The following is a 5453-nucleotide window of genomic DNA, read 5'->3' as shown; positions in this document are numbered from 1 at the left end:
AATTTTCGAATTGCGTATCGACAAGGTCTTGATGGCGCCCTGGGCTGCATGGGTATAGGTACGCATGATGTGCAGCAAGGTGACATAGGCGCGATGCTGGGCACTGGTGCTTTCCACCACCTGGCGGTTCACCCGGCTGAGCGCCTGCTGCGATTCGAACAGGGCTTGTGCCTTGTTTTCAACATGTTGCTCAAACGTATTGCGTGCCATCTGTTCCAGGTGCAGATGGAAGTTATTGATGGCAATGCTCCACAGGAAGATATCGATATAGATGGCGTTCATCAGGAAAAAACGCACATAGGGATTGCTGAATGATGCAAAGGCCGGAAGAACGAATATCAGGCCGGAACCGATCAACAGGCACTCCGAGAAAATCATCAGGCGGGTCAGCGTATAACCATTTTCATGCCCTTCGATCAGCAGCCCCAGGAGCAGGAAGCTGGCACTGATGAGCTGATTGTGCAAGGTGCCCCAGGAGGTAAGCTCAGGCGCCAGATACAGCATGCCCAGGCCTGAATAGGCGATGGCGGCGATGGCGGTGAACAGGCTGCTGCCTATGGCCATGCCAAAACAGGCCAGGGCAAACGGGTTAGCGGTTTGTCGGCCCTCCACCTTGCGGATTTCGATCAACAGGCTGACGATGCCGATGGCGTGCAGGGCAAAATAGACGGCATAGGTGCCGGTAGCCAGCATGCGGGACAATGCCGACATGCCGTCGGCAAAGTTCAACAAGCCGCTATAGAAATATACATAGCGGCTGGCATAAGCCAGGGCCGAGAAAATCAGGAAGAAAAACGAATGTCGCTTGAATGCTAGCCAGTAATAGGCGGCAAATGAAAGCGCAATGATGATTGACGATACATTGATGCCATTTTCAAATGCGGTATCAAGTTGCTTTTTATTGATTTCATTCGGTGTAAGAACCTGCAATGCGTTGTAGACCGCGAAATCGTCGTCCACACGAACCAGCACATATTCCGTCGCGGTTCGATGCGGTAATGGCATCAAGGTGACGTGGGTATTGGGCATGGTGTATTCAGGCTTGCCACAAAACGACGCATGGCGCACATCGGTGCCAGCCTGCGCGCATAGCTCGAATGCGCGATGCGATTCATTCCACAGCCACATGGAGACACGCCGCGGTGTGGGCATGCCGTATTTCACCGCAGCATCTTCCCCCTGATTGAGAACCTTGAAAAAGAAATAGGTGCTGGTGCCGACACCGGATTGCAACGTCGGGTCATGTATCTGCATCGGTTGTGCCGGGATGCCTTCGCCGGCAAACAGCCGCTGCACCGCCTGCTCGGTAGGCATATCGGCGCTGGTCTGGATGAATACGGAATTGCGCTCATCGATGCCATCAAACAGATAGTGCGAGTCGTTTGGTTCCACCTTGATGGTTGCACCGGAGTGAATTGCGGAAGGGTGCCCTGCGGGGGTGAAATGTGCGGCCAGCGTCGAATCGGCATGCTGTGGTGCCGACAGATTCATGCACACCAGAAAGCCTGCTGTGGCCACCGTGACCATCGCGAGGAACTGCAGCAGACGCTCGAGGGTGAATGTCACCGGCTTTACGGCGGGCAGTCTGAGTGGACGTATGTATCCTGCGATCGATAGCTGGGACATAGGGTCGCTCTGGTGAGGTGGCAGTGTCGGCAGGTTTGCTGGCTGTCCGGCCCATGGTACCGACTCGATGCGATATCGGATTTGCCCTGCGGCCCGATTTGCTTGTGTGTGTTCAGGATCGGGCGAACGGGCTGGTCATGTGTTGTGTCGCATGTATGCACACCTTTTTCTGTCGCGATGCGTCATTTCCCGAAAGACAAGCCGGCCGGAACGGCTGGCTGGTTCTGGCAGTGCAGCACATTTGTCCAGTTTGCAAGGGAATTCCCTAGCTAGACTTTTGCATGCATTGCGGTGACTGAGATTACCAGAGCGTAGGCTGATGGGGGGTAGCTGCAACGCAGGATGGCTGCGTGTGCTGGCGGCAGAAGCCAAACCAGAGGTTCGTCGCCACCATGCAGGGCAGCCAGTCGCCAGCAGTAAGGCCTTGATTTTCCTGTGGCGGCGCCATGCAGCGCGGGTCAGGCAGGGTCGATGTCCGGCCGGTATGCCTTGCCGGACTGGCATGTCGGGGTGTTGTCTTCTCGCCAGTGCGGCAATCCACCCGGCGCATCCAGATCGGCACACCATGGCGCAGATGTGCCGCTTGTACTGCGCCTTGCGCCAGGCGCAACGGATCGGGCGCTTATCTGGCGCCGAGATAGCGCATCCTTACCGGCAGGCGGCTGTGCTGGATCAGTTTGAAGGCACTTGCCGAAAAAGCCGGCACGCCGCGCTCGCCCATCACGTTATTGCTGAAGGCGAGACCCTCCTTGGGAAAACCGTTGCCGATATCGAGCTGGCCATTGCCGTTTTCATCATGAAAGGCTGCCAGCGCATAGACGCCATCAGGCACGCCATGGAATACCAAGGTGGTGTTACCCACGACGGCCGTGGCGATGCTGCTGATCCGGCAACTGTCGGGAAAGCGCTCCTGCGCGGTACACAGCACCGCCCGTATTTTGCCGGCGCCGCTACGGATGCCAGTGATATCCACGGTCAGATCGAATCGCGCCGACTCGGCGGCGAAGCTGGTGCTTGCCAGGGTCGCGGCCAGCAGGCTGGCCAAAATCGGAAAACGCATGGTGAACTCCTTCGCTGTGTATTCAGTTCTCGACCGACTCTGCCTGGCGGGCACTGGCTGGTGCCGGCGACGGGATAAAGCCTTTTTCTTGCAGAAGCTGCAAATAGCGTTTCGAATCGCGGGTGAAGATTGCCGGTGAATAGCCCATATCACTGGTGATGTATTTGGCCATCGAGTCGATATTCATTTCGGCCAGCCTGGCACTGATCTGCTGGTTGATGCTGTTGAAACCGGCCCATTCGCGCTGCTCATGCGGGGTGTACAGGCGATCGATGTCGTCAGCGCTGTGCGCTCGATAGCATTCATCATGGATCCAGGCCTCACTGGACAGGCGTTTGCGCGCCGGTGGCTGCTCGGCCGGCCAGCCCACCACCATGCTAACGATCGGCATGCTGTGCGGCGGCAGCGCCAGAAAATCGGCAATTTCCTTGGCTGCATGCAAGGTGGAGCCCATATAGCAGATGCCGAGGCCATGGCTTTCCAGCAATAAGGCGGTGCTTTGCGCCATGATCACCGCATCGATGGCGGCGGTCTGAAAGCCCAGCAGATTGTCGAAGTTATTGCGCACCTGGCGCTGCGCCAGCCATTGGCGGGTGCGGTATACATCGGCGCAGAAGGTCAGCACCAGGGGGGCCTGCAACACCATCTGCTGGCCGAAATGCAAGGCGCTGAGCTTGGCGCGGCGCACCGGGTCGCGGGTGCGGATCACCGCGATCTGGCTGAGATTGCTGCTGGACGAAGAGCCGGCATGGGCGTCTTCCAGCACCTGGTCGATCAAGGCCATATCCACTTCCTGCGTGGTGAAGCGGCGGATCGAGCGATGTGACTGCAAGAGGGCGGTAACGGTGGCGGCACGGTCGGAATTCACGACATTCTCCAAGATATGATGGCCGGCGCGGTGCCTTGGGCACCGGCCGCTTGTTCATTGTGCAAACCGCTACTCAGGCGGCGCATGGTTCCGGCGGTTGTGCCGGTGCGATTGCCGCCGCGTCGAAATCGAAACGACCCTTGTCGAGATGGCAGATGCGTTTGGCGTAGCGCGCCGCCTCGCGGTCATGGGTGACCAGCACGATGGTCTTGCCGAACTCCTGGTTGAGCAGGGACAGGGTTTCCATGATTTCGCCGGAGGTGCGGCGATCCAGATTGCCAGTGGGCTCATCGCACAGCATGACTGCGGCATCGGCTACCAGTGCACGGGCGATGGCGATGCGCTGTTGCTGTCCTCCAGACAGCTGCGCCGGCATGCGTGCGGCATGCTGGCTGAGGCCGACCAGCTCCAGTGCCGTGGTGACCCGTGCACGGCGCTCGTCTGCCGACATGCCGGTCAGCATCAAGGGCAGCTCGACATTGCGAAAGCCGCTGAGCATCGGCAGCAGATTGAAGGACTGGAAAACAAAGGCGACATGGCTGGCGCGCCAGGCTGTCTGTTGCTCGGCGCTCAGCTGTGCGATGGACTGGCCGCGAAACTGGATATCGCCGGCATCGGGGCGGTCGATGGCACCGAGCAGATTGAGCAAGGTGGTCTTGCCGGAGCCCGACGGGCCCATCACTGCCAGAAAATCGCCGGCATGTACGTCCATGTCCATCCGGTCGAAGATGGAAACCACTTCGTCGCCGCGACGATAGGCCTTGTTGATATGGCGCAAGCTGAACAGGGGCTGGTTCATGATGTTGTCTCCGTTTACAGAAAGCTGACGCGTACCGACATGCCGGGCAGCAAGGTGGCATCGGTGTGGGCGAGCTGGATTCGCACCTTGACGGTGGCCTTGGCTCGGTCGGCGGCGGGCTCCAGCCGCAATACCTTGCCGCTGATGGTTTTGCCGGCGCTGCCATTGGCAATGGCGCTGATGCGCTGCTGCGGTTTGACCCGGTCGATCATTTCCTCATTGATATCCACCACCAGTTCCAGTGATTCGATATCGGCGATGGTGCAGATACCGGTGCGGGTGAAGCCGCCGCCGGCCGAGCTCGGTGCGATGGTTTCGCCCTCCTGGGCATTGCGCTCCAGCACCACGCCGGCAAACGGTGCCCGTATCGTGTATTCGTTCAACTGTGCCTGGCTGCGCTGCACGGCTATTCTCGCCACCTGCAATTCCTGGCGCGCCGTGTCCAGTGCCACCTGTTTGAGCTGCAAGGCGGTATCGAGCCGGGTCAGCGAGGCGGCGCTGGAGAAATTGGCGCTTACCAGGGTGCGCTCGCGCGCCAGTACCCGCTCCGCTTCCATCGCCTCGATTTCCGCCTGTCTGACCCGGGTGGCTGCCAGGCTGGCATTGGCCTGCGCTTGTTCGAAGTCGATGCGGGCATGGGTGTCGTCCAGCTGGGCAATCACCTGGTTTTTCGCGATATGGTCACCTTCATTCACGCGTATCAATTGCAGCACACCCATGGTGCGGGCCGATACCGTTGCCGTGCGCGTAGCGGTGACGAAGCCGGCCGCTTCGAGCTTGGCGTTCGTCACTGCTAGCGGCGCGGTCGCAGCTGCGGCGAGCGGCTTGGCCTCGCTGTGTGCTGCGGGCAAGGCATCGGCAACGGGTTTGTGCAGCAGGCTGGCGGCAGTGCTGGCCGCGGTGATGCTCAGCGCACCCAGCACCAGCCAGAACATGCGCCGCGATGGGGGCCGGCGGCTTGGGGTGCTGTGCGTTGCGGGCGCGGTTTCCCGGTGGGCGAGCGAATGCAGCAGATCACGTTTGTCAGTCAGGGTTTTGTCAGTCATCGCAGTCTTTCTTTGCGCAACGCGTGTGCGCCAGGGGGTGAGCTTGCCTGCACC

Annotated in this window: 5 protein-coding genes; all 5 read right to left on the bottom strand. The window is 59.7% G+C overall.

All coding sequences use genetic code 11. From position 1 onward, the window contains the following. Positions 1-1566 (bottom strand): hypothetical protein (locus ACE3OH_RS18715; protein WP_374356775.1); only part of this gene is annotated, 1566 nt, incomplete at its 3' end. Positions 1567-2248: 682 nt separating this feature from the next. Continuing rightward, positions 2249-2686, bottom strand: coding sequence for a DUF2141 domain-containing protein (locus tag ACE3OH_RS18710; protein ID WP_374356773.1), 438 nt, complete (start codon positions 2684-2686; stop codon positions 2249-2251). Between the two features lie 22 nt (positions 2687-2708). Further along, positions 2709-3554 carry a nitroreductase family protein gene (locus tag ACE3OH_RS18705; protein WP_374356770.1) on the bottom strand — a complete coding sequence of 282 codons (846 nt, stop codon included), beginning with the start codon at positions 3552-3554 and terminating at the stop codon, positions 2709-2711. Positions 3555-3627: 73 nt separating this feature from the next. Further along, positions 3628-4353, bottom strand: a complete 726-nt coding sequence (locus ACE3OH_RS18700) for an ABC transporter ATP-binding protein (protein ID WP_374356768.1) — start codon at positions 4351-4353, stop codon at positions 3628-3630. A 14-nt stretch (positions 4354-4367) separates the two neighbouring features. Continuing rightward, entirely contained in the window at positions 4368-5399 is a 1032-nt protein-coding gene (locus ACE3OH_RS18695; protein ID WP_374356766.1) for an efflux RND transporter periplasmic adaptor subunit, read from the bottom strand. Between the last annotated feature and the right edge of the window lie 54 nt (positions 5400-5453).

The sequence above is a fragment of the Chitinimonas sp. genome, assembly GCF_041904975.1.
Classification (GTDB): domain Bacteria; phylum Pseudomonadota; class Gammaproteobacteria; order Burkholderiales; family Chitinimonadaceae; genus Chitinimonas.
This window is presented reverse-complemented; position numbering and strand designations above follow the sequence as displayed.